Source organism: Cyanobium sp. Cruz-8D1, from assembly GCF_024345975.1.
Classification (GTDB): domain Bacteria; phylum Cyanobacteriota; class Cyanobacteriia; order PCC-6307; family Cyanobiaceae; genus Cyanobium.
This window is the reverse complement of record NZ_JAGQCD010000041.1, coordinates 1-25,011: the sequence shown is the minus strand read 5'-3', so window position 1 is coordinate 25,011 and position 25,011 is coordinate 1. Positions and strand designations below refer to the sequence as shown.

The 25,011-nt window shown below is 66.9% G+C and carries 30 protein-coding genes and 1 tRNA gene; 16 read left to right on the top strand and 15 right to left on the bottom strand.

Features of this window, described 5'->3' with window-relative positions:
- Window positions 1-165: 165 nt before the first annotated feature.
- Both KBZ33_RS17750 and KBZ33_RS17745 read left to right on the top strand, forming a co-directional pair.
- Window positions 166-2,745: a bifunctional diguanylate cyclase/phosphodiesterase gene (locus KBZ33_RS17750; protein ID WP_254954728.1), complete on the top strand. Its 2,580-nt coding sequence runs from the start codon at window positions 166-168 to the stop codon at window positions 2,743-2,745.
- Window positions 2,745-4,448 carry a GGDEF domain-containing protein gene (locus KBZ33_RS17745; protein ID WP_254954729.1) on the top strand — a complete coding sequence of 568 codons (1,704 nt, stop codon included), beginning with the start codon at window positions 2,745-2,747 and terminating at the stop codon, window positions 4,446-4,448. Before KBZ33_RS17750 ends, KBZ33_RS17745 begins: the two co-directional genes overlap by 1 nt.
- A gap of 71 nt (window positions 4,449-4,519) precedes the next feature.
- Here the strand turns inward: KBZ33_RS17745 and KBZ33_RS17740 are convergent, their stop codons facing one another.
- On the bottom strand, window positions 4,520-5,044 hold the full coding sequence (locus tag KBZ33_RS17740) for an NAD(P)H-dependent oxidoreductase subunit E (RefSeq protein ID WP_254954730.1): 525 nt from the start codon (window positions 5,042-5,044) through the stop codon (window positions 4,520-4,522).
- A gap of 258 nt (window positions 5,045-5,302) precedes the next feature.
- Between KBZ33_RS17740 and KBZ33_RS17735 the strand changes: the two genes are divergently transcribed.
- Window positions 5,303-7,333 (top strand): bifunctional diguanylate cyclase/phosphodiesterase, encoded by a 2,031-nt coding sequence (locus KBZ33_RS17735; protein ID WP_254954731.1) that lies wholly within the window; start codon window positions 5,303-5,305, stop codon window positions 7,331-7,333.
- A gap of 21 nt (window positions 7,334-7,354) precedes the next feature.
- Here KBZ33_RS17735 and KBZ33_RS17730 read toward each other — a convergent pair whose 3' ends face one another.
- Together KBZ33_RS17730 and KBZ33_RS17725 are read right to left on the bottom strand one after the other, a co-directional pair.
- On the bottom strand, window positions 7,355-7,597 hold the full coding sequence (locus KBZ33_RS17730) for a hypothetical protein (RefSeq protein ID WP_254954733.1): 243 nt from the start codon (window positions 7,595-7,597) through the stop codon (window positions 7,355-7,357).
- A 103-nt stretch (window positions 7,598-7,700) separates the two neighbouring features.
- On the bottom strand, window positions 7,701-8,390 hold the full coding sequence (locus KBZ33_RS17725) for a DJ-1/PfpI family protein (protein ID WP_255011879.1): 690 nt from the start codon (window positions 8,388-8,390) through the stop codon (window positions 7,701-7,703).
- Window positions 8,391-8,449: 59 nt separating this feature from the next.
- Between KBZ33_RS17725 and KBZ33_RS17720 the strand changes: the two genes are divergently transcribed.
- Complete coding sequence (locus tag KBZ33_RS17720) at window positions 8,450-9,604, top strand: glutaredoxin family protein (protein WP_254954735.1); 1,155 nt, start codon at window positions 8,450-8,452, stop codon at window positions 9,602-9,604.
- Between the two features lie 3 nt (window positions 9,605-9,607).
- On the opposite strand, the gene KBZ33_RS17715 is transcribed toward KBZ33_RS17720, so the two are convergent.
- Window positions 9,608-9,907, bottom strand: a complete 300-nt coding sequence (locus KBZ33_RS17715; protein ID WP_254954736.1) for an MTH1187 family thiamine-binding protein — start codon at window positions 9,905-9,907, stop codon at window positions 9,608-9,610.
- 359 nt (window positions 9,908-10,266) lie between these two features.
- Here KBZ33_RS17715 and KBZ33_RS17710 point away from each other — a divergent pair, with 359 nt between their 5' ends.
- The gene (locus KBZ33_RS17710) at window positions 10,267-11,706 is read left to right on the top strand and encodes a sodium/glutamate symporter (RefSeq protein WP_255011878.1); all 1,440 of its coding nucleotides are present in this window, start codon (window positions 10,267-10,269) and stop codon (window positions 11,704-11,706) included.
- A 45-nt stretch (window positions 11,707-11,751) separates the two neighbouring features.
- Here the strand turns inward: KBZ33_RS17710 and KBZ33_RS17705 are convergent, their stop codons facing one another.
- Both KBZ33_RS17705 and KBZ33_RS17700 read right to left on the bottom strand, forming a co-directional pair.
- Window positions 11,752-12,396: a DUF2459 domain-containing protein gene (locus tag KBZ33_RS17705; protein WP_254954740.1), complete on the bottom strand. Its 645-nt coding sequence runs from the start codon at window positions 12,394-12,396 to the stop codon at window positions 11,752-11,754.
- 29 nt (window positions 12,397-12,425) lie between these two features.
- A tRNA-Leu gene (locus tag KBZ33_RS17700) sits at window positions 12,426-12,509 on the bottom strand.
- 40 nt (window positions 12,510-12,549) lie between these two features.
- Here KBZ33_RS17700 and KBZ33_RS17695 point away from each other — a divergent pair.
- The 5 genes from KBZ33_RS17695 (at window position 12,550) to KBZ33_RS17675 (ending at window position 15,127) form a co-directional block, all read left to right on the top strand.
- The gene (locus KBZ33_RS17695; RefSeq protein ID WP_315859228.1) at window positions 12,550-12,801 is read left to right on the top strand and encodes an NAD(P)H-quinone oxidoreductase subunit L; all 252 of its coding nucleotides are present in this window, start codon (window positions 12,550-12,552) and stop codon (window positions 12,799-12,801) included.
- Between the two features lie 3 nt (window positions 12,802-12,804).
- Entirely contained in the window at window positions 12,805-13,140 is a 336-nt protein-coding gene (locus KBZ33_RS17690) for a DUF3007 family protein (protein ID WP_254954741.1), read from the top strand.
- A gap of 45 nt (window positions 13,141-13,185) precedes the next feature.
- Window positions 13,186-14,031: a tryptophan synthase subunit alpha gene (gene trpA, locus KBZ33_RS17685; RefSeq protein WP_254954742.1), complete on the top strand. Its 846-nt coding sequence runs from the start codon at window positions 13,186-13,188 to the stop codon at window positions 14,029-14,031.
- A 151-nt stretch (window positions 14,032-14,182) separates the two neighbouring features.
- Window positions 14,183-14,824 (top strand): DUF938 domain-containing protein, encoded by a 642-nt coding sequence (locus tag KBZ33_RS17680; RefSeq protein ID WP_254954743.1) that lies wholly within the window; start codon window positions 14,183-14,185, stop codon window positions 14,822-14,824.
- Window positions 14,825-14,860: 36 nt separating this feature from the next.
- The gene (locus KBZ33_RS17675; protein ID WP_254954744.1) at window positions 14,861-15,127 is read left to right on the top strand and encodes a YciI family protein; all 267 of its coding nucleotides are present in this window, start codon (window positions 14,861-14,863) and stop codon (window positions 15,125-15,127) included.
- Between the two features lie 45 nt (window positions 15,128-15,172).
- On the opposite strand, the gene KBZ33_RS17670 is transcribed toward KBZ33_RS17675, so the two are convergent.
- Complete coding sequence (locus KBZ33_RS17670; protein ID WP_396108757.1) at window positions 15,173-15,568, bottom strand: c-type cytochrome; 396 nt, start codon at window positions 15,566-15,568, stop codon at window positions 15,173-15,175.
- Window positions 15,565-15,927 (bottom strand): AbrB family transcriptional regulator, encoded by a 363-nt coding sequence (locus KBZ33_RS17665; protein WP_216909975.1) that lies wholly within the window; start codon window positions 15,925-15,927, stop codon window positions 15,565-15,567. The genes KBZ33_RS17670 and KBZ33_RS17665 overlap by 4 nt, the downstream gene beginning before the upstream one ends.
- A gap of 103 nt (window positions 15,928-16,030) precedes the next feature.
- Here KBZ33_RS17665 and KBZ33_RS17660 point away from each other — a divergent pair, with 103 nt between their 5' ends.
- Window positions 16,031-16,507: a GNAT family N-acetyltransferase gene (locus KBZ33_RS17660; RefSeq protein WP_254954758.1), complete on the top strand. Its 477-nt coding sequence runs from the start codon at window positions 16,031-16,033 to the stop codon at window positions 16,505-16,507.
- 19 nt (window positions 16,508-16,526) lie between these two features.
- The gene (locus tag KBZ33_RS17655; RefSeq protein WP_254954745.1) at window positions 16,527-17,093 is read left to right on the top strand and encodes a Nif11 domain/cupin domain-containing protein; all 567 of its coding nucleotides are present in this window, start codon (window positions 16,527-16,529) and stop codon (window positions 17,091-17,093) included.
- Here the strand turns inward: KBZ33_RS17655 and KBZ33_RS17650 are convergent.
- From KBZ33_RS17650 to KBZ33_RS17630, 5 genes are all read right to left on the bottom strand, one after another.
- A complete protein-coding gene (locus KBZ33_RS17650; RefSeq protein ID WP_254954746.1) occupies window positions 16,984-17,520 on the bottom strand; it encodes a phosphate-starvation-inducible PsiE family protein in 537 nt (178 codons plus the stop codon). The two genes, KBZ33_RS17655 and KBZ33_RS17650, sit on opposite strands and share 110 nt — an antisense overlap.
- Window positions 17,520-17,789 carry a hypothetical protein gene (locus KBZ33_RS17645; protein ID WP_254954747.1) on the bottom strand — a complete coding sequence of 90 codons (270 nt, stop codon included), beginning with the start codon at window positions 17,787-17,789 and terminating at the stop codon, window positions 17,520-17,522. Before KBZ33_RS17645 ends, KBZ33_RS17650 begins: the two co-directional genes overlap by 1 nt.
- Window positions 17,790-17,860: 71 nt before the next feature.
- Window positions 17,861-18,193: a hypothetical protein gene (locus tag KBZ33_RS17640; protein ID WP_254954748.1), complete on the bottom strand. Its 333-nt coding sequence runs from the start codon at window positions 18,191-18,193 to the stop codon at window positions 17,861-17,863.
- 9 nt (window positions 18,194-18,202) lie between these two features.
- Window positions 18,203-18,580: a DUF1232 domain-containing protein gene (locus KBZ33_RS17635; RefSeq protein WP_254954749.1), complete on the bottom strand. Its 378-nt coding sequence runs from the start codon at window positions 18,578-18,580 to the stop codon at window positions 18,203-18,205.
- A 92-nt stretch (window positions 18,581-18,672) separates the two neighbouring features.
- On the bottom strand, window positions 18,673-19,599 hold the full coding sequence (locus KBZ33_RS17630; protein ID WP_254954750.1) for a sigma-70 family RNA polymerase sigma factor: 927 nt from the start codon (window positions 19,597-19,599) through the stop codon (window positions 18,673-18,675).
- A 215-nt stretch (window positions 19,600-19,814) separates the two neighbouring features.
- Between KBZ33_RS17630 and KBZ33_RS17625 the strand changes: the two genes are divergently transcribed.
- A complete protein-coding gene (locus tag KBZ33_RS17625) occupies window positions 19,815-20,303 on the top strand; it encodes a DUF2214 family protein (protein WP_254954751.1) in 489 nt (162 codons plus the stop codon).
- Complete coding sequence (locus tag KBZ33_RS17620) at window positions 20,303-21,025, top strand: peptidase (RefSeq protein ID WP_254954752.1); 723 nt, start codon at window positions 20,303-20,305, stop codon at window positions 21,023-21,025. The genes KBZ33_RS17625 and KBZ33_RS17620 overlap by 1 nt, the downstream gene beginning before the upstream one ends.
- A 9-nt stretch (window positions 21,026-21,034) precedes the next feature.
- Here the strand turns inward: KBZ33_RS17620 and KBZ33_RS17615 are convergent, their stop codons facing one another.
- Complete coding sequence (locus KBZ33_RS17615; RefSeq protein ID WP_254954753.1) at window positions 21,035-21,841, bottom strand: metal ABC transporter ATP-binding protein; 807 nt, start codon at window positions 21,839-21,841, stop codon at window positions 21,035-21,037.
- A gap of 95 nt (window positions 21,842-21,936) precedes the next feature.
- On the opposite strand from KBZ33_RS17615, the gene KBZ33_RS17610 reads away from it, so the two are divergent.
- Window positions 21,937-22,608, top strand: coding sequence for an SDR family oxidoreductase (locus KBZ33_RS17610; RefSeq protein ID WP_254954754.1), 672 nt, complete (start codon window positions 21,937-21,939; stop codon window positions 22,606-22,608).
- 42 nt (window positions 22,609-22,650) lie between these two features.
- Entirely contained in the window at window positions 22,651-23,619 is a 969-nt protein-coding gene (locus tag KBZ33_RS17605) for an N-acetylmuramoyl-L-alanine amidase-like domain-containing protein (protein WP_254954755.1), read from the top strand.
- Here the strand turns inward: KBZ33_RS17605 and KBZ33_RS17600 are convergent.
- Window positions 23,603-25,011 (bottom strand): calcium-binding protein (locus tag KBZ33_RS17600; RefSeq protein ID WP_315859227.1); only part of this gene is annotated, 1,409 nt, incomplete at its 5' end. The two genes, KBZ33_RS17605 and KBZ33_RS17600, sit on opposite strands and share 17 nt — an antisense overlap.

Sequence of the window (25,011 nt, the reverse complement as noted above, 5' to 3'; positions counted from 1 at the left end):
CCATCCGTAGCTAATCGCCTTGTCCTTGTATGATTTGTACCCTAAAATCCGCACAAGCCGGCTCACACAAAGTGCCGGGCTGAGGTGGATGGCGTGAGCGCAGGCATTATGCGCAACAGGCTCCTAGGTGCCGTGGTGGCGATCGGGCTGCTCGGGACGTCCTTGATGACGTTGAGCAGTTTCCACCAGTCAAGGCTGGAGCACGACCTTAGGGAGCAACCCGCGGCCGATCTGGTCCTCAGCGCCCTGCAGGGGAAACTGGCCAACAACGAAACGATGCTGCGCGGCCTTGTCGGTCTGGACCTGGCTTCCGAGGGAGTCACCCTAGGAGAGCTGCAACGATTCATCGCTTCCTTCGAGAGCGACCGCCGCTCCCAGGACGGCCTCGGCACGCTGGGTTACGCCTCAGCCGAGGCCGGCAAAGCCCCGATCCGCCTGATCACGCCCCTGGACCCCAGCAGCCGCCGCCTGCTGGGAAGCGATCTCTGGTCAAAGGTCCGGGACTCCGGCCCGGACCTGCGCCAGGACGGCGGGCTCTTCCCAGGTCGTCCAGGGCCAGGGGAGCCCCCTTTCCTCGTGCAGACCCTTCCCATCCGCAGCCGTCCAGGCACGGCCCGAGGGCCAACAGCAGCGACACGATGGGCTTTCGCCACCTTGCCGCTGCGGCAGTTCATCCGGGAGGCCCTGCACCACCCGTTGATCCAGCTGAAGGAGCTGATCGACCTGCAGCTGTACAGCGGTGATCGTGCCGATCCCGCCCAACTCCTCTACGACTCCCGCAACCTCGCCCAAGCCGGCGTGCTGCCCCATGCCCAGTCGCGCCTGCTTGTGACCGGAGGCCAGCGGTGGCTGTTGCTGGTTCGGATTCCCCTGCAAGTCTCCGGACCTTGGCTGCCCACCTGGGGAGCGGTGCTGCTGCTGGGACTGGCGACCAGCCTCCTGGCGGCCCTGCTGAGCCAGCAAGTCCTACGGGGGAACCAGGCGATCCAACGGGAGGCGCTGAACAAGGAAGCGATGCGCCGCAACTGGGAAGACACTCAGGAATGGTTCCGCCTGCATCGCCAGGTCTTCTCCCTGATCCAGGAGGGCGTGGTGATCACCGACAGCAGCGGTTTGATCCTCTCCTGCAATGAGTCCTATGGCGCCATCACCGGCTACGCCGAGGAGGAGCTGGTGGGCCACAACATCCGCATGATGAACTCCGGCTACCAGAGCAAGGCGTTCTATGCAGCGCTGTGGGAGCAGCTGCTCGGCAGCGGCCGTTGGCAAGGGGAGCTCTGGAACCGACGCTCCAGCGGGGAGACTTACCCCGCCTGGCTCCAGATAGGGGTGGTCCGCGATGCGTCCGGCGCCCCCAGCCATTACTTGGCAGCTCTGGCCGATCTGACAAGCCTGCGGGAGAAGGATCGGCAGCTGGAATACCTAGGCTATCACGACCCCCTCACCAGGCTGCCCAATCTGCAGATGGCCGAGCTGCGCCTGAGTCAGCTCTGCCAGCAGTCACAACCTCTACAGGTGATCTGGATCGAGCTGGATGGCCTCAAGCGCGTCGAGGAAAGCTTTGGCCAGGCCAAGGGGGACCGCTTGCTGCAGGTCGTCGTCAAGCGGCTGGGCCGCTTCGTGGGCCCCTCGGACCTGATGGCCCAGGTCGGCAGGAGTGAGTTCCTGATCGTGCATTCCCTGGATCCGGCCGATCCCACAGGCCTGCAGATCGCCAATAAAATAGTTTCAGGATTGAACGATCCGATGGCGCCGGTGGAAACGCTGGAACTAGCCCTTTCGGCCTGGGCGGGCGTGAGCTGCTTTCCCCAGGACTCCACGGAGCCGGAAACCCTGCTGCTGTTCGCAGCCACGGCCCTGGGGCAGGCCCGGCGCCAAGGGCCGCAGGCGGTCCTGCCGTACACCGCCGAGATGACGATCCGCAGCCGGCACCGCCTGGCGATCGAGGCCCATCTGGAGCGGGCGGTGGAAGCCGGCCAGCTGGAACTTCATTACCAGCCCCAGGTGGACGGCCAGGGGAAGCTGCTGGGGGCGGAGGCTCTGCTGCGCTGGCGCAGTCCGAAGTTCGGTCTCGTTTCACCACTGGAGTTCCTCCCCATCGCCGAGGCCAGCGACCTGATCCACCGGATCGGCGAGTGGGTGCTCGAGGACGCCTGCCGCCAGTGGCAGGCGTGGGTGGAGGACCGCCTGGCCCCTGGCCGGCTGGCGGTGAACCTCTCCAACCGCCAGTTCCAGGACCCACGGCAGAGCGTGCCCCAGCTGGTGGCGGCGTGTCTGGCCCGCACGGGGCTTGACGCCCACTGGCTGGAGCTGGAGATCACGGAGAGTTGCCTGATGCCGGCCCTGGGCACGCGCGAGCAGCTCCTGGAACTGGAGGCCATGGGAGTGGATCTGGCGATCGACGACTTCGGCACCGGCTTTTCGTCCCTGAGCACCATCCACAAGTATCCAATCAGCAAGCTGAAGATCGATCGCTCCTTCGTGGATGGCGTTGACACCAACCCCACCTCCCAGTCGATCGTGCGCGCCACCCTGGCCATGGCCCAAGGGCTGGGGGTGAAGACCCTGGCCGAAGGGGTGGAGCGCCCCGAGGAGCTGGCGTTCCTGCTCCGCTATGGCTGCCCCGCCTTCCAGGGCTATCTGTTCAACCGTCCCCTGGCCGCCACCCAATTTGAAGCCCTGCTCCAGAAGCAAGCAGCCGCCGGCCCGGCGCCCGGCGGCGACGCGGCCAAGGTGCACCTGTGATGGGAGCCCCCCGCTGCAGCCTGACGCCGCGCCAGGGTCTTGTTCTGGCGCTGTTGGCCGGGCTGACCGTGCTGGGCAACGTGAGCGTGGTGCCCCTGTTCTTCAGCATCCATATCCTGCTCGGATCGATCGCTGCCACCCTCAGCCTGTTCTGGCTGCGGGGCTGGTGGAATGTGGCGATCACTCTGGTGGCGAGCCTCTACACCTGGAAGCTCTGGGGGCATCCCTGGGCCATCGTGATCTTCGGCGCCGAGGCCCTTTGGCTGGCGCTGTTCGTGAACCGCTTCAGTGGTCCGCCGGAGCACGATTTCAAGGGTCGCCTCATCCTGGCCGACATCGGCTTCTGGGTCCTGGTGGGGGTACCGCTGGTGTTCTTCTTCTACGGCACCGTGCTGCAGATCGATCCTGCGAATGTGGCCGTGGTGGCCGCTAAGCAGATGGTCAACGGCATCGGCAACACGATGGCAGCCTTCCTGCTGTTCGTGCTGTTGCAGGTTTGGTGCAACAGACAGGGCCAGCGGCTGCTGCCCCTGCGGGGCCTCGTGATCTCCGCGGTGTTGGCAGCCATCACCTTGCCCTCGATGGGCGTCACCCTTCTCTCGGGCAACCTGCTGCAAAGCGCCACCCAGCAAAGCATTCTAGAAAATCTGCGCAGCGTCGGCGAAGCCGCCGCCCAGATCAACCCCCTCCAACTCGGCGATCCATCCCGGGGTCTGCCGGCCAGCAGCGGCGCGACAGCGTTCCTGGTCACCGACATCGATGGCACCCGGATCAGTTCCAACCCGAGTTTGTTCCTGCGGCTGGAGGACCATTTCCGACCCGCCCCTGCGCAGCAGAAAATGGTGCGTGGACTGCAGATCCTGGTTCCCAACGGCAACCGCCCTGCCCTCAGGGTGTGGGTCAAGGGGTACTGGAGCACCACGCTGCCCTTCGCCCGTTTTCAGGTCCAGGTCGTGCAACCCGCCGCGCCGGCGGTGCAGACCCTGCAGGAGCAAAGCACCAGCCTGCTGATCACACTCCTCTCGGTGATGCTGTTGGGAGTTCTGGTCAGTGAGGGGATCGCCTCGTTAGTGGAGAGGCAGCTTCGAACCCTCCGCATCCCCTTGGTGGAAACGACAGGAGCGCCTGCATTCAACGGCAGCCTGGCCAGCGAGCCCCTCGTGGTCAGCAGCAGCATCATCGAGGTCCAGGACCTGGCGAGCCGCCTCCAGGAACAACACAGAAAAGTGGCGCGACTGAGCCAGGACTTCACTGTGGTGAACGCCAGACTCAAGCAAAGCACCGAACGACAGCGCATCCTCCGCAGCACCGATCCCCTCACGGGGATCAATAACCGCTCAAACTTGGCACGCATCCTGAAACACGTTTCGGAACGGGCCAATGCCTTTTCCGTACCCCTGTCCTGCCTGGCCTTTGCTGTGCATGGACTGCGGCCGATCAATGCTGTCCACGGGCTGCAGAAAGGGGACGAAATCCTGCAGCAATTGATCGCCAACACGAAGCAGCTTCTGCACGCCAATGACGAACTGCTTCGTACCGGAGGCAGTGAATTCCTGGTGTTGCTCTGGGACCAGCCGCTGGAAGCGGCCCGCACCACGGCGGAACAGATCCGCAAGGTCGTCAGCGAGACCGACCTACCCCCGTGCGACGGATCGTCGGCTCAGCTGACGATGAACGCGGGGATCAGCCTGCTGGCCGCCTAGGATAGAACTGGGCAGGCGATGTTTTCCAGGGTGGAGCTGGCCCTGAACCAGTCCCGCGACCTGGGGACCCATCAGGTGGTGGTGCGCTGAGGCAGGCCGATGGCCTCCAGCCGGGCGTCCAGCGCCTCGGGCTGGTCGACGGGCAGCCGTGTCACCAGCTCCCCATCCACCACCAGCACCGGCGCCTGGCCGCAGGCCCCCAGGCAGCTGACGTGCTGCAAGGCCCAGACGCCATCGCCGGACGGATCGTCGAGGCGCACCCCCAGCCGCTGCTCGATGCGGGCCGCCACCTGCCCACCTCCCTTCACATAGCAGGCGGTGCCAAGGCAGACGGCACAGCGGTGGGCGGTGGGGGGCTCGAGCCGGAAGAGGTGGTAGAAGCTGGCCACGCCATGCACGCGGCTCAACGGCAATCGCATCCCGATGGCCACGTCCCGCAGCGACTGCGGCGCCAGGTAGCCGTGGAGCTCCTGCACCTGGTGCAGCACCTCGATGAGAGCGTCGGCGCGGGCGCCATGGCGACGGATCACCTGGGCGATGCGCGGATCGGTGCCGGAGGCGACCTGATCGGTGCTGGCTGCGGTTGAAGCGGTCATGCCGTCGTTGTCCCACCTCCCCTTGCTAGCCACACCTGGGGCCATGGTCAGCAAGGCCGCCGCCGCAGGAATGCAGATAGCAGGAATGCAGCGGCCCGGGCTACGGACTGGACGCAGTCCTCTAGCTATGGTCACCCAAGTATGGGTACGTGCCCCATGAAGCCTTTCTTTCAGGCTCACTCCCAGCCATGACGGGCGGCAAGTACCGGTGAAGTGGCTGGCTATTGATTAGCCGTCTCATTTGTTAGTCCGAATCATTTGATTTCTTCCCAACCTCGATACCATCCAAGATTCGTCGTCTCGGCCGTTGCCCTGATCGGCCTTTTTCTGCTGGACCTTGCCCTGACGAGAACCCTGGGCATCACCCTGTTCCAGTACTACTGGATTCCCGTGGTGCTGGCGGCTTCCTTCTCCACACCGCGCCAGGTGGGTTGGATCACGAGTCTGGCGATCGCCCTCACCGTCGCCTGGTCACTTCAGGCACCCCAGGCCACACCACTGGAACTGATGCTGCGGCTGGCCGGCCTGATCGGGTTTGCCTGGGTGTCGATGCATCTGGCTCGGGAACTTCAGGCGAAGGAACGCAGCAACCGGCAACTCAAGGAGCATTACCAGTTGCTGGCCGAGAACGCCCCGGATGTGGTCCTCAGCAGCGACCGGGACGGGCGGATCGCCTGGGTCTCGCCGTCGGTGCGGCAGCTGCTGGGCCATGACGCCCGTCAGTTGCAGGGACGGACCATCGACGAACTGCTATTGGAAGCGGACCGCGGGCAGCTGGATCAAGCCATCGGACGGGTCCTGCAGGGGAACAGCAACGTCTGCGAGCTGCGCTTCCGGGCCGCCGACGGGGGCAGCCGCTGGGTCTCCATGGCCCTGCGGCCGGTGCTCGCGCCCGATGGGGAGGTGATGGGCATGGTCGGCAGCTGGCGCGACATCCAGGGGGAGGCGGAGGCTCGCCAGGCGGAAGAGCGCACCAAGGCGGCCCTGGCGGCTTCGGAGGAACGGTTGCGCCTAGCGATGGAGAACGCTTCAACCGGCATCGCCCTGCTCGATGCCTCAGGCCATTTCCTGTCCATCAACCCCACCGGCTGCGGGCTGCTCGACCGCGACCCGGCTGGTCTGGAGGGCCACACCTGGCACGCCTTCTCGCCACCGGCCGACCAGGCCAGCGAAGCCCCGCTGATGGAGGATCTGCTCAGCGGCCAGCACCCCTGCTATCGCCTGCGCAAGCGCATCCTCCAGAGGGCCGGCAACCCCATCTGGGTCGATTGCAGTGTCTCCTGCTCACGCCGTCCCGACGGCAGCCTGGCCTTCGTGATCGCCCAGTTCAATGACGTGACCGAGATGGTTCAGGCGGAAGCCGCCCTGGCCACCTCCGAGGAGCGCTACCGGCTGCTGGCGGAGAACTCCAGCGATGTGGTGCTGCTGATCAAGGACGGGGTGATCCATTGGATCTCCCCCTCGCTCACCTGCATGCTGGGCTGGCAGCCGGAGGACTGGATCGGCCATCCCCTCAGCCGCTTCATCCCCGCCGACGAGCAACCGGTGCTGGAGCGCCACCTCCGTACCCTGGCCAACGGTCAGACGGTGGTCAGCCGGCTGCAGGCCCTGGCCCACGACCACAGCCAGCGCTGGGTGGAACTGCATGCCAGCTCCCACCGGGATCCGCTGGGCCGTCTCGACGGCATCGTCGGGTCATTCCGGACGGTGGATCAGGAGATGGCCGCTGAACGGGAGCTGGCCCGCCGCGCCTGCACCGACGAACTGACCGGCCTGGTGAACCGCCACGAAGCGCTGGAGCAGATCACCGCCATCGCCGGCCGTGTGCTGCGCCATGGCGATGCCACCGCCGTGCTGTTCTGTGATCTCGACAACTTCAAGGGGATCAACGACACCTTCGGCCACGTGCCAGGCGATGAACTGCTCAGGACCGTGGCCACGCGGATCCGCATCGGCCTGCGCAGCGGCGACATGGCCGCCCGCATCGGTGGCGACGAACTGATGGTGGTGCTGCAAGGGGTGCGGAGCCTGGACGATGCGATGGCGATCGCCGAAAAGCTGCGCCGGGCCGTGGCCGAACCGATCCCCACCAGTGCCGGCGACCTGTCGATCACCCTGAGCATCGGCGTGACCATGGTCCAACCCGGCGAAAACCCCGACGAAATCATCTCCAGGGCCGACCGCGCCATGTACCGGGCCAAGCAGACCGGACGCAACCAGGTGCTGCCCTTCACCGATCAGAGCGATGCCGTCGACAACCGGAGCGCCGCCTGGCGGCCAGTGCTCTGAACGGCTCAGGATCACTCGCCTTCAGCCACGCCAGGTGGGCTGACCTCCGCGCGCCAGGGTGCCGCGGTGGCGCCAGAGCGCGGCCGGACTCACCTCAATGCCGTGCTGTCGGGCCAGATCGGACGCGACCTGGGGTGAATCAGATGTTTGCAGGGCGACGGCGAACCCCGGATCACACAGAGCCAGACTCTTGACCCGATGCAGAGCTTCGGTGGCGTTGGGATGGGCGTGGGTACTTGTGCTGGATCGTTCGCAAGTTGTCATGGGATTTCCTCTGCTCTTCATTCATCCTAATCAGAACGAATTATCGCCAAGCTGAGTGGAAACACCCATCCCATCGTTGCAGCTCCGTTCACTTGCCTTCCGTTCAAGACGTCCGGAAATAGGCCGCCCCCTTGCCCCGGCTGGCGGCCGTTCCATAGATCTTCGCAGCCGGAAAATACTCAGCCTCCAGCTGCACCGTGGCGGCCGCCTCTTCTCCGGCCGTTTCAGCAATGAACTGCAGGGTGAGATCAATACCAGAGGAGATGCCAGCCGCCGTCCAGATCGCCCCATCGCGGGTGAAGCGCTCCTCCACCACCTCCACGTCGCCGAGGGCACGCAGGCGCTCCAGGGAGGCCCAGTGGGTGGTGGCCCGCTTGCCCGAGAGCAGGCCGGCCGCCTGCAGCAGGAAAGCCCCGGTGCAGACCGAAAGCACCGCCCGGCAGCTGGCCGCCTGTTGGCGGAGGAAGCCGATCAGCGCCGGATTGTTCACCTGCGTGCGGGTGCCAAGCCCGCCCGGCACCAGCAGCACATCCAGCGGCGGAGCCGTGGCGAAGCTGGCCTGGGGCAGCAGCACCAGCCCCTTGGCGCAGGTGATCGGCGCCTCGCTCTGGCCGATCAGCAGACACTCCCTCGGGCCGCTGGGCTGGAGTGCCCACAGGGCGGCCATCTCCCAGGGACCGATGGCGTCGAGTTCCTCCACCCCCGGGAACAGCAGGAGGCCGAAGCTTCCGGCACCGGTGGACGCGGCTGGATCCATCGTTGGCCCCTCCCGCAGGCGCAGCAAAGCGTTCAAGTTTCCCACCCGCAGCCGAACAGCAGCGAGGATCAAGACCAGGCCCGGAAGCGATGGCGATGGGGACAGCCACAGCGGCGACCAGACGTTGGCGGCAAGGGCTGTTGGCCCTGGCCCTGGCGGCCCTGCTGAGCCTGGTATCGCCCGCAGCAGCAGCAGCCGGCGAACTGCAAGTCTTCGTGCGCGAGGGCTGTCCCCACTGCGCCGCCGCCAAGGCCTTCCTGCCCGAGCTGCAGCGGCAGCGGCCGGCCGTGCAGGTGCGGCTGCGCGACGTGGGGATCGATCCGCAGGCCCGCGACGACCTGCTGCGCCTGTCACAGCAGGCGGGCATCCAGGCCCCCGGCGTGCCCGCGTTCGCGTACGCCGGCCGGCTGCTGGTGGGGTTCGATGACGCTGGGGGCCGCGGGCAGGACCTGCTGGCCCTGGTGGCAGCGCCCAGTCCAGACAACCCCGGCGAAGGCGCGGCCGGTGCCGCAGGGCTCAGCCTCGGCCCCCTGGGCCGCCTCAGCGTCGACGGGCTGGGCCTGCCGTTGTTCACCCTGGCGATGGGGCTGCTGGACGGCTTCAATCCCTGCGCCATGTGGGTGCTGCTGTTCCTGCTGTCACTGCTGGTGCATTGGCAGAACCGTCGCCGCATGGCCCTGGTGGCGGGCACGTTCGTGCTGGTCAGCGGAGCGGTCTATTACGCCTTCATGGCCGCCTGGCTGAACGTGTTTCTGCTGCTGGGCTGGTCCACCGGGCTGCGGCTGGTGCTCGCCGGCCTGGCGATCACGGTGGGGGTGGTGAACGTGCTGGACAGTCGGCGCCAGGGCAGCGGCTTCAGCCTCTCGATCCCGGCGTCGGCCAAGCCAGGCCTCTACGCCCGCCTGCGCAACGTCGTCCAGTCCCGCTCCCTGCTGCCGGCCCTGGCGGCGGTGGCGGTCCTGGCCGTGGTGGTGAATGCCGTGGAACTGCTCTGCACCGCCGGCCTACCGGCGATCTACACGGCAGTGCTCAGCCAGCAGAACCTGCCAGCCAGCGCCCACTACGCCTACCTCGGCCTCTACATCCTCGGCTACATCGCCGATGACAGCCTGATGGTGGCCGCCGCCGTGCTGGCCCTGAGCAGCAACAAGCTCACCGAAGCCGGCGGCCGCTGGCTGAAGCTGATCAGTGGCGCGGTGATGCTGGCGCTGGGGCTGGCCTTGCTGCTGCGGCCCGGATGGCTGCTGTGAGGCTCACCCCAGCAGCGCCTGCACGCTGGCCAGCTTGTCGTCGAGGCTCTGGTCGCGGTCGGTGCGGGTGTTGATCGTCACGGTGGTGAAGATCCTCGGGCAGCCCATGGCGTGCACGGCGGCATGACAGGCCTCGATCGCCGCCATCACCGCCGCCCAGTCACCCTCGATGGCAGTGCCGTTGGGATGCAGCCGAATCGTGAGCCCGGCCTGCTGCAGCACCCGCTCGCAGGTGGCCACGTAGGACGCCAGGCTCACCCCCACACCAATCGGCACCACCCAAAGATCAACGATCACCTTCATGGTGCGGGGGACGGGCAGGGGTCATGCCGATCATCACCAGGTGCCGATGCTGAACAGCAGCTGCAACAGGGCAAAACCCGCCAGACAGGTGGCGGCCAGGAGCGGAGCGACATGAACCAATTTTCCAATCCCTCGTTGAGGTTGGTCTAGGCCAGGGGAGGCCACCACGAAAGGCCCTGGAGGCGCTGCGTGTGGAGAGCCACAGACACAGTTAGTGATGAACTTTTGTCCTTCGCCCAGGGATCCAGAACCAGCCATCCAGCCCGGCGCCGTTCGATCTGAGGCCCATGGCCCGGCCATAGCCCAGACCACAGAACCGGGGGTCTGCGGGCGTGCTGCACGAGCAGCACAACGTGTGCTTGGCCACAATTCTGTTCAGGCTGGACTGGCGGCCCCGCCATGCTGAGGCCGGTCTGCTGGAGACCCCAAGCGGAGTGCCCATGCAGGTCTTCGACGTCCTGGTCTCCTTCTCGGTGCTCAGCTTTTTGCTGCTGATCGCCCTGGTACTGCGCCGGCGGGTGCCGCTGCTGCGCCAGCTGGGTCTGCCAGAAGCCCTGATCGCCGGCCTGTTGGGGCTGGCGGTGGGTCCCTACGGACCGGTGCAGCTTGTCCCCGACACGATGATTGAGGTGTGGGCCCAGGCACCGGCGGCCCTGATTGCGCTGGTGTTCGCCACCTTGTTTCTTGGCCAGCGGCTGCCCAGCCCGCAACAGCTATGGCAGCGGGCCGCTCACCAGACCGCCTTTTCGATGGTGATCGGCTTCGGCCAGTACCTGGTGGCCGGGGTGGTGGTGCTGGCCCTGCTGCGGCCGCTGCTGGGCAGCCATCCGTTGATGGCCACTCTGGTGGAGGTGGGCTTCGAGGGAGGCCACGGCACGGCAGCCGGCATGGGCCGCACCTTCCAGGAACTGGGCTTTCCCGCCGGGCGCACCCTGGCCCTGGCGATGGCCACCGTGGGAGTCATCGCCTCCGTGCTGCTCGGCACCGCCCTGGTGCTTCTGGGCCAGGCCCGCACCTGGCTGCTGCGACAGCGACACCGCAGCCCCGCCGCCCTGGTGGGAAGTCGCAAGGGGAGCTTCGGCGCCCAGGGGCGTCTGGCGGCGGAGCGGGCCGCCGGGCTGATCCCCGCCGATCAGTCCATCAGCTTCGATGTGCTCACCCTCAACCTATCGCTGGCAGGGGTGGCGGTGGGCCTGGGTGTGCTGATCAAGCAGGGATTGCTGCAGATCGCGCCGCTGTTCGATGCCTTACCGGTGTTTCCTTTGGCGATGGTGGGTGGGCTGTTGGTGCAGCTGGTGCTGCAGAAGCTGGACCAGCCGTTTCTCGCCTCGGCCACGGACCAGGCCAGCATCGCCTCGCTGTCGACGGACGTGCTGATCACCGCCGCCATGGCCAGTCTGAATCTGCCGTTGCTGGCCGACAACCTGCTGCCGTTCACGATCCTGGCGGTGGTGGGACTGGTGTGGAACGTGTTGATGGTGTTGGTCCTGGCTCCGCGGCTGTTCAGCGATGCCTGGTTCGAGCGGGGCATCGCCGATTTCGGCCAGGCCACCGGCAGCACCGCCAACGGCCTGCTGCTCCTGCGCATGGCCGATCCGATGGGTCGAAGCCACGTGATGGAGGCGTTTTCCTTCAAGCAGCTGCTGTTCGAGCCCTTCCTCGGCGGCGGCCTGATCACGGTGTTCGCCCCCTTGGCCATCACCTCCTTAGGGCTGGGGCGCTGGACGGCCCTCTGCCTGGTGCTCACCCTGGTCTGGCTGGTGGTGGGCCTGCGACTGCTGCCCAGAATCCAGGAGTGATGGGGCCTCTTCCGGGCCAGGAACCACCCGGAAGCCAGAAAGGGCTCAGGACTCCAAGGGCCGGAAGCCCCGCAAACGCCCAGGCACCTGGGCGGCGACCACCACCCCTGTCGGGTCGGTGGCGAGTCCGGCCTCCCGCAGCCGCTGCACGGTCCACCAGTTGCAGTTGCGGGTCCACAGATAGGCGCCGTGGGCATGGACAAAACGACCACCGTGGTCGGGCCGCGATGGCAGGGGGGCGCGTCGCTCGCCGGCGGGGGTGCGCTGGGCCGAGCGCTCCAGGGCGGTGAGCAGGGCCTGCAGGGTGGGGGCCTCCACCTGACGCTGCCACACGGCGACCGTTCCCTGCAGCCGCGGCGGATCGGGGTGGCCGGCGAGGAACAGCACCGAGTCAGTGGGCAGAAACAGGGCGGCGGCCAGGGCCTGGGGGCTGCGGTCGGCGCCATGGAAGTAACGCCGGTCGCCCCAGGCGACTTCCACGAACGGGGCCGCCTCCGCCCCCGGGGGACCGAGGCGCCAGCCTGGCGGCTGCTGCACCACGATCGAGGTGTGGTGACCCCAATCCGCCACCAGCACGGTGTAGGGCCCCGCAGGGGGCAGCGGCAGCGGCGCCAGCTGGGCGCGGGGCTCAGGTCGCGCGATGGGCTGCAGCAGCGGCCGGCCCACCAGCTCCAGCAGGAGCGCCAGCATCAGGAGGCCACTCCCAGCAGCAGCGACGATGGGGGCAGGGGGACTTGAACCCCCACAACGTTGCCGTCTGCGGATTTTAAGTCCGCTGCGTCTACCAATTTCGCCATGCCCCCGCGCAGGGATCCTAGATTCACCTCACTTCGCCGAACCCCGGTGGCCCTGAGCGGACCCCTGAGCAGCCTGCCGCTCGACACCCTGCTGGTGATCGGCGCCTATCTGGTGCTGGCCGGCGCCTACCTGGTGGTGGTGCCCCTGGCCCTCTACTGGTGGATGCACAAGCGCTGGACCGTGATGGGCAAGATCGAGCGCACCGCCATCTATGGCCTGGTGTTCCTGTTCTTCCCGGGTTTGATCCTGTTCTCCCCCTTCCTCAACCTGCGCATGGCGGGCCAGGGCGAGGCCTGATCCGTGACCCGCGCACAGGCGATCCTGCTGGGATTGGTGGTTTTCGGCATCGGCGGGGGGGGCTACTGGCTGTTCCGCTCCAGCGGCCTGGAGGGTTTCTCCCCCGGCATCGCCGCCTCGGCGGTGCTGATGCTGGTGGTGCTGGGCTGGACGGCCAGCTACCTGCTGCGGGTGGTGGGCGGCAAGATGACCTACATGGAGCAGCGGCGCCGCTACCGGGCCGCCTACGACGCCGTCACCGACGAGGAGCTGCAGCGAAAGTTCGACGCCATGAGCCCCGAGGAGCAGGCCAAGCTGCTGGCCGAAGTGGGGCAGCTGCAGGCCGACGCCGAGATGTGAGGACGACCCCATAGGCTCAGAGGCCCCGTCCTGCCATCCGGCCCGATGAGCGTCGCCGCCACCGCCGGCCCTGCCACCACCCCCACGCCGATCCAGCGGCGCTTCGCTGCCCTGCGGGCCGAGGGGCGTTGTGCCCTGATGCCCTTTCTGATGGCGGGGGATCCCGATCTGACGGTCACCGCCGCCAGCCTGCTGGCCCTGCAGGCCGCCGGCGCCGACCTGATCGAACTGGGCATCCCCTACAGCGATCCGCTGGCCGATGGCCCGGTGATCCAGGCCGCCGCCAGCCGCGCCCTGGCCTCCGGCACCACCCCGGGGCGGGTGCTGGCGATGCTGGACTCCCTGCGGGGCCAGCTCACCCTGCCGGTGGTGCTGTTCACCTACAGCAACCCCCTACTCAACCGGGGTATGGAGAGCTTCTGCCGGGAGGCCGCCGCCGCCGGTGCCGCCGGCCTGGTGGTGCCCGATCTACCGCTGGAGGAGGCCCAGAAACTCTCCGCGATCGCGGCGGGTCATGGGCTGGACCTGGTGCTGCTGGTGGCCCCTAACACCCCGGCCGAGCGCATGGCCCGCATCCACATCGCCAGCCGCGGCTTCACCTACCTGGTGAGTGTCACCGGCGTGACGGGTGTGCGCGCCAGCCTGGAAACGCGGGTGGGTCCGCTGGTGCAGCAGCTGCGGGAACTGGGTCCCACGCCGGTAGCGGTGGGCTTCGGCATCGCCACCGGTGCGCAGGCCCTGCAGGTGCGCCGCTGGGGCGGCGACGGCGCCATCGTGGGCAGCGCCCTGGTGCGGCGCATGGACCAGGCCCACCAGAGCGGAGCCGATGTGGCCGCCGCTGCCGGTGCCTTCGCCGCCGAGCTGCGCACCGCCCTCGATCAGCCGCTCTAGGCGCTACAGCACAGGGGCGCAGGCGCTCAATGACAGCAGCAGCACCAGGGCGGCCAGCAACGACGCCGGGGCAAGCGAAGCCATCGGGCGCAGGTCGGGATCGCGCATGGGAAAAACCGGCATGGTGGAGGGTGGATCCCCCCATGATGGAATGAAGATCAAGCTCGAATTGCCGTTCTCCCCCGCCTGCCTGCGCAACCAGGAGCCGATCCTGACGCTGCTGCGCCGGTGGATGCCCCCGGAGGCCCGGGTGCTGGAGGTGGGCTCGGGCAGCGGCCAACACGCCATCCACATGGCCCGCCACCTGCCTGGGGTGCGCTGGCAGCCCAGTGAGCGCCCCGAATCGATGGCGGGACTGGCCGGACGCATTTGCCTGGAGGGCCAAAAGGACATGGCCCCGGGGGCCCTGGTGGCGCCGCCGCTGGTGCTGGATGTGACCGAGGCCCACTGGCCCAGTGGGCCCTACGAAGCGGTGTTCACGGCGAACACGCTGCACATCATGCCGGCGGCCGCCGTGCCCCACCTGCTGGCCGGCAGTGTCAAGGTTCTGACCGGCGAGGGCCTGCTGCTGATCTACGGCCCGTTCCGCTACGGCGATGGCCACACCGCCGCCAGCAATCAGGCCTTCGATGCCCATCTGCAACAGCTGGATCCGGCCATGGGGGTTCGCGACGCCGTGGAGCTCCAGGCCATGGCCTCCCGCCTGGGGCTGCACCTGCAGGCCGATGCGGCGATGCCGGCCAACAACCGCCTGCTGGTGTTTCAAAAAAGCGATGACGGACGCGGAGAATGAAAGGCTGAGAGACGTTCTCCCCCCACCCTGCGGCCCATGAAATTCGTCCTCTGGGGCACCTACTGCACCGACGCCCTCGAGCGCCGCACCCCCTACCGCGACGAGCATCTGGCCGGACTGCAACGCCAGAAAGAGGAGGGCGTGCTGCTCACCCTGGGGCCCACCGTCGACGCCAGCCACGTCTTCGGCCTCTACGAAGCCGACGACCTGGAAATGGTGGAGAGCCTCGTCAAGGGGGACATCTACTGGCGCCAGGGCATCTGGACGGCCGTGGAGGTCTATCCCTGGATCCAGGCCTTCTGAGCCCCGCGCCGGCGCAGGGGCTGGAGCAACGCCAACGACGCCAGTTCAGCCGCGGGGCCAGCCGTCCTGGGCCTGCTGCCACACCCAGGCGGCCACGGCTTCGGCCCCGCCGTCACCAAGAGCCTCGCCGTAGCCGCCCATCTGGCCGATGCCTGTGGCCGCAATCGTGGCGATTACCGTTGGATTGGCGGCGCCATTGCGCTCCAGCGCTGCCAGCTTCAATGTCTTACCGCGGCGGATGATGTTGCCGCCCTGGGCATGGCAGCCGATGCAGTGGGCCTCAAACAAGCGGCCGCCCGTATCAAGACGGGCGACCTCGGGATCACCGGCCTGCAACGCAAAAGCTGGCCCTGGGAAGCCAAGGGCCGGTGGCGGCAGGATCAGGCCCAGCACCAGAAGCAGGCCCACCAGCAGCGACAGCAGCGGACGCCAGCGGATCAATCCTCTTCGTCGGCGCTGCCGGCGGGGATCAGACGGATCTGCTTGCGGCCGAGCTTGATCTCGAACTCATCGCCGGGCTTGAGATCAAGCATGGCGGTGTAGGCCTTGCCGATGAGCAGATTGCCGTTGCCCTGCACCGTGGCCACGTAGCTGAGCTTGCGCCCCCCTTTGCCGACCTTGCCGGCCGCACCGAATTCGACCCCTTTGGCCTCCAGCAGGGCCTCGTAGAAGGCGGTGAAGTTCAGACGCTCGGCACCATCCTTCTTGGTAGAAACATAGCCACAGGCCCGTACGATCTCCGACTTGCCGACATCGCCGAGTTCCTTGACCTTGGCCAGCAATTCCGATCCAGTCAGCATGGTATAGACGCGGTGTCGTGTGTGAGGTTAGAACAAAAACATACACCAGCGCGATCAGCCTTCTGCCGAAAGCGGCGACAATCCATGCACATTCACGTCCATGATGCTGCCGATCCGTCCACTCCGGCCCGATGATTGCCAGCAGCTGGTCGCTGTGTATCACGAGGCGGTCATCAGCCAGGCCGGGAACCTCTACAGCCCGTCACAGATCGAGGCCTGGTCACAACAGGCAAGCCGCAATGATGACTTCCGGTCGTCATTGCGGCGCGGCCACGGGTTGGTGAGCTGTGCCAACGACGACGACACGATCATCGAAGCGTTTGCCCTTCTCGATCCCAGCGACCGGCTCGCCCTGCTGTATTGCCGGGGCCGCTCCAGCCGCCAGGGACGGGCCAGTGCCCTGCTGGGGGCCCTGGAGCAGCACGCCCGCTCCCAGGGGGTGGGCCGTCTGCGCACCGAGGCCAGCCAGCTGTCAAGGCCGCTGCTGGAGCGGCGGGGCTGGGTGGTGGACGGCGAAGAAACGGTGCTCCTGGGGGGCGTCTCCTTCCTGCGCTGGCGGATGGGCAAGGATCTGCCCTGACGCCTGAGCGCCTCCCCCCATGGCCGAAGCCCAGCTGCAGCAGTTCCTGGAGAAGGTGCGCCAGCTCAATGCCTTCGTGGCCCTGAGCGAGGCCGATCCCGCCCTGAGAGCGGCCCTGCGCGACTGTGACGATCACCATCAGGTGGTGGCCCTGGCCCGCTCCTGCGGCTTCGAGATCGGCCGGCGCTGGGGCGAGCCAGCAGCGGGCGACGGAGCCGAGGCAGGCTCTGCTGGGGAAGGCGCCTCCCTGGTGCGGGGCCCCTGCCCCAACGCTGGAGAGGAAGTGACAACGGTGCTGCTGCAGACCCCGCAGCTGCGCCTGGAGCGGATCCACTCCTGCAGCGCCTCCAGCCCGGAGGGCTTCTGGTACGACCAGACGGAGCAGGAATGGGTGCTGCTGCTGCAGGGCAGCGCCCGGTTGCAGTTCGCCGATGAGGCCGAACCCCGTTCCTTGGCCTGTGGTGACGCGCTGCTGATCAGTGCGGGTCGGCGGCACCGGCTGCTGGCGAGTGACCCGTCTCCTGGAACGATCTGGCTGGCTCTGTTCTGGACGCCCCATCCCGCTGACTCACTTCCGACTCATTGACGCGGCGCACCATCCAGAAGGCCGCCGCCAGGCACACCACGGCCACCCCAAGACCCACCACCAGCATCGGTTTGTTCTCGGCGTTCGGGGGCAGCACGATCACCTTCCGGGCCACGGCCGTGATGGCGGTGAGCAGCACCAATTCGATCTGCACCACATGGCGGCGCAGGTAGGAGGTGATGTTCTGCAGCACCTCGATGGCGATCAACAGATTGAGCAGATCGCCGAGCACGGCGATGAGGCCTTCCCCCACCCAGCGCCGGTTGGGGTCGAACAGCTGAACGACAACCTCGACGGTGAACTTGAGGGCCGCCACCGCCAGCACCAGGAACAGCACGGCTGCCAGCAATTTGGCCACCCAGCGCTCGCCCCGGTCGATCAGGCGCAGAAAGATCGTGTCCTGGAAGATCCGCTGCAGACGTCGCATCAGTTCTTGAACGGCTGGTAGTTGGGCTGGGCCGGCGTGTCACTGGGGGGATTCTCAATCACGGTGTCGCAGGTGATTGAGCCATCGACGCCGGTGACGCAGTTGGTGGGCTTGATCTTGGTTTCCGGCCCCACATTGCCACCACGCTTGAGCATGAAGGACTCCACCTGGGCCTGGGCCGCGCCGGAGAAGCACAGGCCGGCAACCAGGGCAGCGGCGGCCCGCAGGGAACAGGGGAAGGTGGCGTTCATGGTGGTGGTCGTCGGCACGGGGCCGCAGGATCGGTCTGACCCCACTCTGGAGGCTGGTCGCCTGGCCCGCCAGCCCAGGGGCCCCTGGCCTACTCGCCGCGGATTTCCTGCAGCAGCAGATCGAGCTGCCCCATCGAATTCGCCAACGGGTCGTTGGCTGCAGCGAAGTCGGCGTCCTCGCCGGGCTCCTCGGCCAGCCACTGGGCCTCGATGGCACAGAGGCGCTCGGCCAGCCCCGCCGCCCCCTGGTGGCTGTAGGTGCGGTGCAGCTCCTCGAGCAGCACGGGCATGCGGATCGATCCGGCCCTCAGGGCCCGACGCAGATCCGACTGGGTGCGGCCGGTGAGCCGCAACCAGTCCTTGAGGAGGCTCTGGAGCTCGTCGAGCTGCTCCGGGCTGAGGGAAGGGGCGGACGCCTGCATCGACGGACGTTACCCCTGCTGGCGGAAGAGGGGAAACCAGCGATCCAGCCGACTCTGGGCCCGGGCGCGGATCGCCGGCGTGCGGTGGGTGCCGCAGAGCCCCAGCAAGGCCGTCAGGGCCACCATGTCGTCGCTGAAGCCGGCCGCCGGGATGAAGTCGGGGATCAGATCGAGGGGCAGCAGTAGGTAGGTGAGGGCCGCCAGCACGGTGAGCCGCACCTGGGGGGGGGTGCCGCCATCCAGCAGCAGCTCCACGCACTCGAAGGCGGGGCGGGCGATGGTGCGGCCAGCCCGGCGCAGCAGCCTCACCAGCAGCGCTTCATCGAGAACGGCGCTCTCCAGCACCTCGGCATCGACGGGCGCCTGATCGGCGGGAGCAACAGCCATGGCGATCTGCTCAGGGGAAGGGACACGCCATCGGGTTTGGCGTCCATTCATTCTGTGGGCCACGCCGCGTCATCCACGAGGGGTGGATCCCCCTACGTGCAGTCGTCGACCAGGCCGCTTTCGATGCCGGTCTTGCGCAGCTTGCGCAGGGCCCGCTGCACCACCTGGCGGCAGTACTCGCGGCTGCACTCCAGCTGCCGGGCCACCTCGGCCAGGGTGCGCCACTCGTGGCTGCCGTCGAGCCCGAAACGCAGCATCACCACCGTGCGCTCCTTGGGGGTGAGGTTGGACTTCTCCAGCAGCGTCCAGACCGACTCGGTGCGCTCGGCCTGCTCGGCCCGCTCCATCGGCGCCGGCTCGTTGCTGGGCAGCACATCCACCAGCTCGGAGGGATCGGCCTTGGAGCGCACCGCCCCCTGCAGGCTGACGGTGACGCTGCGCAGCTCGCAGCCCAGCAGGTCTTCCACCTCGGCCACGGGCAGCCCCATGGCGGTGGCCAGTTCACCGGCGTTGGGGGAATGGCCGTGGGACTGGAGATGGCGCGCCTTGGCGGCCCGCAACCGGGTGAGCTTCTCGTTGACGTTGACGGGAATGCGGATCGTGCGGCTCTGGGTGGAGAGGGCCCGGTTCAGCCCCTGACGAATCCACCAGTAGGCATAGGTGCTGAAACGGTGACCACGGGTGGGATCAAACTTTTCGACCGCCCGGGTCAGTCCGATGGTGCCTTCCTGGATCAGATCAAGTAAATCGAGGCCCTTGCCCTGATAGCGCTTGGCGAGATTGACGACCAGCCGCAGGTTGGCTGTCACCATTTGCTGTTTGGCCCGCTCGCCGTTGCGCATGGTGCGCTTTTCGAGATCGTCGTAGTCACAGGCCGGACCCGTACCGCCCGCCTGGGAACAGCGTTCCTGGAGGCTGACCAACGCCTGCACTTTTCGCCCCAAGGTGAGCTCCTGCTCAGGGGTGAGCAGCTGATGGCGGCCGATCTCGCCGAGAAAGGCACTGAGGGAACTCGCCATGGAGCCTCCGAATCGATACGTTGAACCTACGGTTGTTTCTGGATGTTCCTGAAACAAACAGAAAGCCTTCAGTGTTCCGTTGCGTCTTGCGCATAAAGCCAATGAGTTCCTTATTTTCTGCTGATTTCAGTCGGATGTCGGAGATCGGTGCGCCCCGGGGCCCGGAGGCCAGGAGCCAGCCGCTACCGTCCGGGGCGATCCCCTGACACCAGCCGATGGCCGGGCTTCTCTCCATCCCCTCCGAGGTGCTCTCCAGCGCCGGGGTGGCCTACGTGCACTACCTGAGCTTCATGGTCTGCTTCGGCGCCCTGGTGCTGGAGCGGCGCCTGATCCGGCCCGACCCGGACCGCAAGGACGCGATCCTGATGGTGATCACGGACGTGACCTACGGCCTGGCCGCCCTGGGGGTGCTGCTCAGCGGCATCCTGCGGGTGCTGTATTTCGGCAAGGGCTCCAGCTTCTACACCGAGAACCCCCTGTTCTGGTGGAAGGTGGGCACCTACCTGGCGGTGGGCGCCCTTTCCCTTTATCCCACCATCACCTACATCCTCTGGGCGATCCCGCTGCGCAAGGGGGAGCTGCCCAAGGTGAGCGAGGCCCTGGCCAACCGGCTGCGCTGGGTGCTCAACATTGAGCTTGTTGGCTTTGCCGCCATCCCCCTGATGGCCTCCCTGATGGCTCGCGGAGTCGGACTGGCGGGCTGATGGGCCGGCCCCATCGCCTGCTGGTGGCCGGCCTGGTGCCGGCGTTGCTGCTGCTGGCCCCGCCGCTCCAGGCCGCCCCGGCCGCTTGCCCCGTGGCTGTGGCCACCCGCGCCGTCGGGGAAACGCCCAGCACGGCCGCCGCCGTTCCCCCGGGGGAGCCAGGCGCGGACTACCGCCAGCGGCTGCGGCCCACGGGCCTCGGCTGGCCCCGGCTCGATCACTGGTGCGTGTGGGTGGAGCCCGCAGCGACGGGCGGATCCGGCCAACGCTGGGACGCGCTCTGGCTCGGCGCCGTGGAGCGGGCCCTGGGCCAATGGCAACAGGAACTGACGATCACCCGGGTGGAGGATCCGGCGGCGGCCCAGGTGCGGATCCAGCGACGGCGGCCGCCGCTGCAGCGGCAGGCCTCCGGCCGCACCCGGGCCAGCCATGGCCGCGCCGAGCTGGCGGTGGTGGAGGCCGACCGGGGCGCCGGCTGGATCCTGGAGCCCCGGGTGCAGGTGTTGATCAGCCCGGGCCAGCGGCCTCTGGCCACCGAGGCCACCGCCCTGCACGAACTGGGCCATGCCTTCGGGCTGTGGGGCCACAGCGACGATGCCGCCGACGCCATGGCGGCCGTTCCCGGGGCCCAGCCGGTGCTGGCGCTGAGCCGGCGCGATCGGGCCACGCTGCGCTGGCTGTATGCGCAACCCACGGGCTTCGGCCACCCCCTGCCGCCCTGAGCGGGCCGTTCAGGGCGGCGGGGTTTCCTCGGCATGGGGGGGCCGGTGGGGTGGGTGACGGTGGTGGTAAGGAACGAAGCCGGGGCCGTAGATCTGGGCCAGCCGGGTGGGGCTGAGGGCGTGGTCGGGGGTGCCGAAACAACGCAGGCTGCGGTTGAGGCAGAGAACGCCATCGCAGGTGCGGCGCACCATCTCGAGGTCGTGCGACACCTGCAGGATCGTCCAGCCTTCGCTGCGCCGCAGCTGGTAGAGGAGGGTGTGGAACTGTTCGGCCGCCCGGGCGTCGAGGCCGGCCTGGGCCTCATCGAGCACCAGCAGGCGGCGGGGGCGCACCACGCAGAAGCCCAGCAGCACCCGCTTGAGCTGGCCCCCGGAAAGTTCGGACAGCAGGCGATCGGCCAGGTCGGCGCAGAGGGTCTTGCGCAGGGCGGCGCGGATGGCGCTGCTGCGCTCCTGGCGGCCCAGCCAGGGCAGGGACAGGCCCGGCGAATCCCAGCCCAGGCCCACGAATTCCGCCACCGTGAGCGGGAAGCGGCCCCGGGGAATCAGGGTCTGGGGCAGGTAGGCGAGCTTGGCGCGCAGCTCCCGCGGCAACTGGCCGCGGCTGCCGAGGCTGCAGCCCAGGAAGCGCACCTCGCCGGCCTGGCGGGGAAGGATGCCGAGGATCGCCTGCACCAGGGTGCTCTTACCGGCCCCGTTCGGGCCCACCAGGGCGGTGTCGGATTCGGCCACCAGCTGGAAGCTGACGTCATCCACCGCCGTGACGGCCTCACGCCGCACGCTCAGGTGACTGACTTCGAGAACCATTTCGGCCATGGCTTCAGCCTACCCAGCCGGCCCCGGGCTGGCTGTCGCCATCCCAACGGGCGGGCCACGAGAATGGTCACCAACGCAATGAACAACGGCACCCCATGACCTGCATCGCCGTGAGTGGAGCTTCAGGCAAGACAGGTTGGCGGGTGGTGGAAGAGGCCCTGGGCCGGGGCTGGGGCGTGAAGGCGATCCTGCGGCCGGGCTCGGCGGTGCCGCCCGGGCTGGCCGGCGCCGAGCTGGTGCGCCTGGAGCTGGGTGATGGCCAGGCGCTGGCGGCGGCGCTCTCTGGCTGCGACGCCCTGGTGATCGCCACCGGGGCGCGGCCGTCGGTGGATCTGGCCGGCCCCTTGAAGGTGGACGCCCTGGCGATCCGCTCCCAGATCGCCGCCTGCCGCGAGGCGGGAATCAAACGGGTGGTGCTGGTGAGCGCCCTGTGCAGCGGTCGCTGGTTCCACCCGCTGAATCTGTTCGGGCTGATCCTGGTGTGGAAAGGGGTGGGGGAGCGCTGGCTGGCCGCCAGTGGCCTCGATTGGACGGTGGTGCGCCCCGGTGGACTGAAGGAAACAGAGGAGGGAATCGAGGCCGAAGGCATCCGCTTCAGCGGGCCCGACCAGCAGGAGAGCAACAGCATCCCGCGGCGGCTGGTGGCGCGGGTGTGCCTGGATGTGGTGGAGAGCCCGGCCGTCATCGGCCGCATCATCGAGATCACCAGCAGCCCCCAGCTGCCGGCAGTGGCGCTCGGGGAGTGGCTGGCGAGCAGCGCGGCCTGAGGGCGGCTGTAGGGTCGCGGCAGCGACGGCGGCGGCGGCTGGATGCGCAAACCCATTCTCCTGGTTGGCCTCACGGTGCTGATCGCCGCCGGAGCCAGCTTGGCGGCGGCCAACCTGCTGATGCGGGGCGTCGCGCCAGCCAGCCAGAACGCTGCGGCGGCGCCGCCGTCCCTGTCGGATGGTGTGGTCCTGGGGGATCCCACGCCTCGCTTCGTGGCCAACACCAAGAAAGAGGCGGCCGAAGCCATCGACGCCACGGCCTGGGCACCGATGAACCAAGCGCTGGTGCAACTGGCGCGCCGCTACCTGGGCCTGCCGTTCAAGGGCTTCTCCCTCGATGGCGGCCCGAAGGAGCAGCTGCTGCTGGATCTGACCCAGTTTGATTGCTTCCTGTTCGTGGAGCAGCTGCTGGCACTGAGCAACAGCCGCAAGGTGGACACCAAGACCGAGGGGGTGGAGCGCTTCGGCGAGCACGTGCGGCGGCTGCGCTATGTGGATGGCAAGGTGGACTACTGCCGCCGGCAGCATTACTTCAGCCGCTGGGCCGAAGCGGCCGAGCGCAATGGCTACCTGGTGAACCTCACCCCGTTTCTGCCGGGGGCCAGCAGCCGCACGGTGCCGCTCAATTTCATGAGCAACCACATCAGCAGCTACAAGCCGATGCAGCTGGCCCGCAACAAACAGTGCATCACGGAGCTGGAGAAAGATCTGGTGCTGAACCAGGCCTACATCCCTTTGGCGGCGCTGAGCGGGGTGCTGCCGTCGCTGCGCAGCGGCGACATCTTTGCCCTGGTGACGAAGGTGCCGGGGCTGGATGTGACCCACGTGGGCTTCCTGGAGAAGCGCGATGGGATGCTGGATGCGATCCACGCAGCTGATGGAGCCGGGGTGATCCGGAGTGGGAACTTCGGCACATACGCCGGCAAGGTGCAGGAGGTGATCGGGATGGCGATTTATCGGCCGCGGCCGAATCAGGGGGAGAAGGCGGGGAGTGCTAAAACGGGGGAATGAGGGCGAACACGTCGGACTCGCCAAGGGTGATTCCATTGGAAAATTGAAAAGACTCAATCCTGAACTCCTTGGCAAGGAAGTAATTCGAAACCAGCAGCTGGTCCTTGGTCACGAAGTTCATTTCAAGGTTTAAGTTCTGTCGTTGAAAAGAGATCAGATCAGTTGACTTCAGATTTGAGAATCTGACCGTGTCATGGTTTGCAGGATTTGGATCGTAGTCTGTGATCTGCTTCAGGGAACCACTCCTGGCGATCACATAGGTGTCGTCACCTTCTCCACCATTCAGAATATCGCTGCCAGTACCAGAGAGGAGACGATCCCGGCCTCGTCCACCATAAAGGACATCGTGGCCAGAACCTCCATCGAGAATGTCATCACCGTCGCCACCATGGAGCGTGTCATTTCCATTTCCACCTGTCAGCACATCATTGAGGAGGCCACCATAAAGAAGATCGTTTCCGTCCAGCCCCTTGATGCGGTTGACCATGTCAGTAAAGCCACCAAGGGTGTCATTACCTGCTGTTGCTCCGCCCACGACAACCCGATCTCTGAGTTGTCTGTCACCCCAAACGACACCGTTTGAGAACTGAAAAGCTTCAATACGAAAGGCCTCTGAAACAAAGTAATTTTCGACTGAAAGCTGACCTCCTCCTGCAAGACGCAACAGCAGCTGATTGCCGTGACGCTCGACTGCGGTGACATCCTGGGATCGAAGATTCTGAAACATCACCACATCTCGATTGCCAGCCGTATAATCCAGATCGCTGATCTGCTTTCGATCTCCTCCCTGCGCAATCACATACACGTCATCTCCGATCCCGCCATTCAGGCTGTCGTTGCCACGACCGGCCACCAACCAGTCACGACCTGAGCCGCCACTCAATACATCATTCCCTGCACCACCATCAAGCCAATCATCGCCGTCGTTGCCATTCAGCCAGTCATTCCCATTCCCACCCTTCAACACATCATCAAACACACCACCGTGCAACTGATCATCGCCATCCAACCCATCAATTCGGTTCACCATATCTGTGAATCCACCCAACCAGTCATTGCCTGACGTTGCACCTCCTACCACCGCACGATCCCGCAGATCCACATCCCCCCACAGCTCTCCATCCGCAAACTGAAAGGCTTCAACCCGGAAAGCCCCTGATACAAAATAGTTATTCACCCACAGCTGGTCGCCATTCCCGTAATGCAGATACAGCTGTGAACCATGCCGTTCCACCTGCGTCACATCGGCTCCCAGCACATTCGTGAACATCACCACATCTCGATTGCCAGCCGTATAATCCAGATCGCTGATCTGCTTTCGATCTCCTCCCTGCGCAATCACATACACGTCATCTCCGATCCCGCCATTCAGGCTGTCGTTGCCACGACCGG

What these genes read in the sequence shown, in the direction of transcription:
- KBZ33_RS17750 (WP_254954728.1), top strand. Translation starts at nt 166, where the DNA reads ATGACGTTGAGCAGTTTCCACCAGTCAAGGCTGGAGCACGACCTTAGG.
- KBZ33_RS17745 (WP_254954729.1), top strand. Translation starts at nt 2,745, where the DNA reads ATGGGAGCCCCCCGCTGCAGCCTGACGCCGCGCCAGGGTCTTGTTCTG.
- KBZ33_RS17740 (WP_254954730.1), bottom strand. Translation starts at nt 5,044, where the DNA reads ATGACCGCTTCAACCGCAGCCAGCACCGATCAGGTCGCCTCCGGCACC.
- KBZ33_RS17730 (WP_254954733.1), bottom strand. Translation starts at nt 7,597, where the DNA reads ATGACAACTTGCGAACGATCCAGCACAAGTACCCACGCCCATCCCAAC.
- KBZ33_RS17720 (WP_254954735.1), top strand. Translation starts at nt 8,450, where the DNA reads ATGGGGACAGCCACAGCGGCGACCAGACGTTGGCGGCAAGGGCTGTTG.
- KBZ33_RS17715 (WP_254954736.1), bottom strand. Translation starts at nt 9,907, where the DNA reads ATGAAGGTGATCGTTGATCTTTGGGTGGTGCCGATTGGTGTGGGGGTG.
- KBZ33_RS17705 (WP_254954740.1), bottom strand. Translation starts at nt 12,396, where the DNA reads ATGCTGGCGCTCCTGCTGGAGCTGGTGGGCCGGCCGCTGCTGCAGCCC.
- trpA (WP_254954742.1), top strand. Translation starts at nt 13,186, where the DNA reads ATGAGCGTCGCCGCCACCGCCGGCCCTGCCACCACCCCCACGCCGATC.
- KBZ33_RS17680 (WP_254954743.1), top strand. Translation starts at nt 14,183, where the DNA reads ATGAAGATCAAGCTCGAATTGCCGTTCTCCCCCGCCTGCCTGCGCAAC.
- KBZ33_RS17675 (WP_254954744.1), top strand. Translation starts at nt 14,861, where the DNA reads ATGAAATTCGTCCTCTGGGGCACCTACTGCACCGACGCCCTCGAGCGC.
- KBZ33_RS17665 (WP_216909975.1), bottom strand. Translation starts at nt 15,927, where the DNA reads ATGCTGACTGGATCGGAATTGCTGGCCAAGGTCAAGGAACTCGGCGAT.
- KBZ33_RS17660 (WP_254954758.1), top strand. Translation starts at nt 16,031, where the DNA reads ATGCTGCCGATCCGTCCACTCCGGCCCGATGATTGCCAGCAGCTGGTC.
- KBZ33_RS17655 (WP_254954745.1), top strand. Translation starts at nt 16,527, where the DNA reads ATGGCCGAAGCCCAGCTGCAGCAGTTCCTGGAGAAGGTGCGCCAGCTC.
- KBZ33_RS17650 (WP_254954746.1), bottom strand. Translation starts at nt 17,520, where the DNA reads ATGCGACGTCTGCAGCGGATCTTCCAGGACACGATCTTTCTGCGCCTG.
- KBZ33_RS17640 (WP_254954748.1), bottom strand. Translation starts at nt 18,193, where the DNA reads ATGCAGGCGTCCGCCCCTTCCCTCAGCCCGGAGCAGCTCGACGAGCTC.
- KBZ33_RS17635 (WP_254954749.1), bottom strand. Translation starts at nt 18,580, where the DNA reads ATGGCTGTTGCTCCCGCCGATCAGGCGCCCGTCGATGCCGAGGTGCTG.
- KBZ33_RS17630 (WP_254954750.1), bottom strand. Translation starts at nt 19,599, where the DNA reads ATGGCGAGTTCCCTCAGTGCCTTTCTCGGCGAGATCGGCCGCCATCAG.
- KBZ33_RS17625 (WP_254954751.1), top strand. Translation starts at nt 19,815, where the DNA reads ATGGCCGGGCTTCTCTCCATCCCCTCCGAGGTGCTCTCCAGCGCCGGG.
- KBZ33_RS17620 (WP_254954752.1), top strand. Translation starts at nt 20,303, where the DNA reads ATGGGCCGGCCCCATCGCCTGCTGGTGGCCGGCCTGGTGCCGGCGTTG.
- KBZ33_RS17615 (WP_254954753.1), bottom strand. Translation starts at nt 21,841, where the DNA reads ATGGCCGAAATGGTTCTCGAAGTCAGTCACCTGAGCGTGCGGCGTGAG.
- KBZ33_RS17610 (WP_254954754.1), top strand. Translation starts at nt 21,937, where the DNA reads ATGACCTGCATCGCCGTGAGTGGAGCTTCAGGCAAGACAGGTTGGCGG.
- KBZ33_RS17605 (WP_254954755.1), top strand. Translation starts at nt 22,651, where the DNA reads ATGCGCAAACCCATTCTCCTGGTTGGCCTCACGGTGCTGATCGCCGCC.